We start from the raw sequence: 856 nt of genomic DNA on the forward strand, positions 1-856 counted from the left end.
TCATCACTTGATCCGCCAATTCGAGTAACGTGGTCTTAATGCCTAATTGATGGAAGGCCTCCATCATTTCTAAGCCGATAAATCCACCCCCAACCACCGTAGCATGCTCGACATTATTGGTTTGAATCGTTTGAATGATGCGATCCATATCAGGGATGTTACGCAAAGAATGGGTAAGAGGTTATCGATGACCAGGAATCGGTGGCACAACAGGCCCTGCTCCGGGGCTCAATAATAGGAAATCATAACTTTCAGCGTATTCGCTACCATCGATTAAGTTTTGACGGTGACCGTTTTTCGTGACGATTTGATCGCAGTAATCTCGTTCATGACACGTACGTCAACATTAAATCGTGCGAGAAAGCTCTCTGGTGTTTGCAGAAGTAGCTTGCTGCGTTCTTTGATATCGCCACCAATGTGGTAAGGCAAGCCGCAATTCGCAAAAGAGACAAAAGGACCACGTTCAAACATGATTATCTGTGCATCTTCACTCAAACGACGTGCTCTAGCTGCTGCTGAAGCACCACCTGCGACGCCACCAACGATCACGATTTTAGTCATAAATATTCAAACCTCTGATTTTAAGGATTGGACCGAATTGTAGAGCGAAAAGGCAAACAACTCTGACAACTCGGTCAAATAAAACGAATTACTTAAGGCCGAGCTTTTTAAGGAAAAAGACGGCTGGGCAAAAGCCCGTAAAGGCACTTTGAATCAAATTCAGGCCTACAAATACGGTCAACCAAACAAAATTTTCGTGAACGTATTGGGTAAGAACTAGAGATAGCAACACCATGCTACCGGCCAAAATGCGAACTCCGTTTTCAATCGTCATAACAAGCACTCCTCGTTGTTG

At 44.4% G+C, this 856-nt stretch carries 1 protein-coding gene and 1 pseudogene; both read right to left on the reverse strand.

The genetic code is table 11. The annotated features are described in order from the left end of the window. A pseudogene (locus CIK04_RS27975) lies at positions 1–561 on the reverse strand (FAD/NAD(P)-binding oxidoreductase); the annotation flags it as partial. Positions 562–649: 88 nt separating this feature from the next. Further along, a complete protein-coding gene (locus tag CIK04_RS27980; protein WP_011081305.1) occupies positions 650–835 on the reverse strand; it encodes a DUF2892 domain-containing protein in 186 nt (61 codons plus the stop codon). Positions 836–856: the final 21 nt, after the last annotated feature.

The sequence above is a fragment of the Vibrio sp. 03_296 genome (assembly GCF_002265885.1).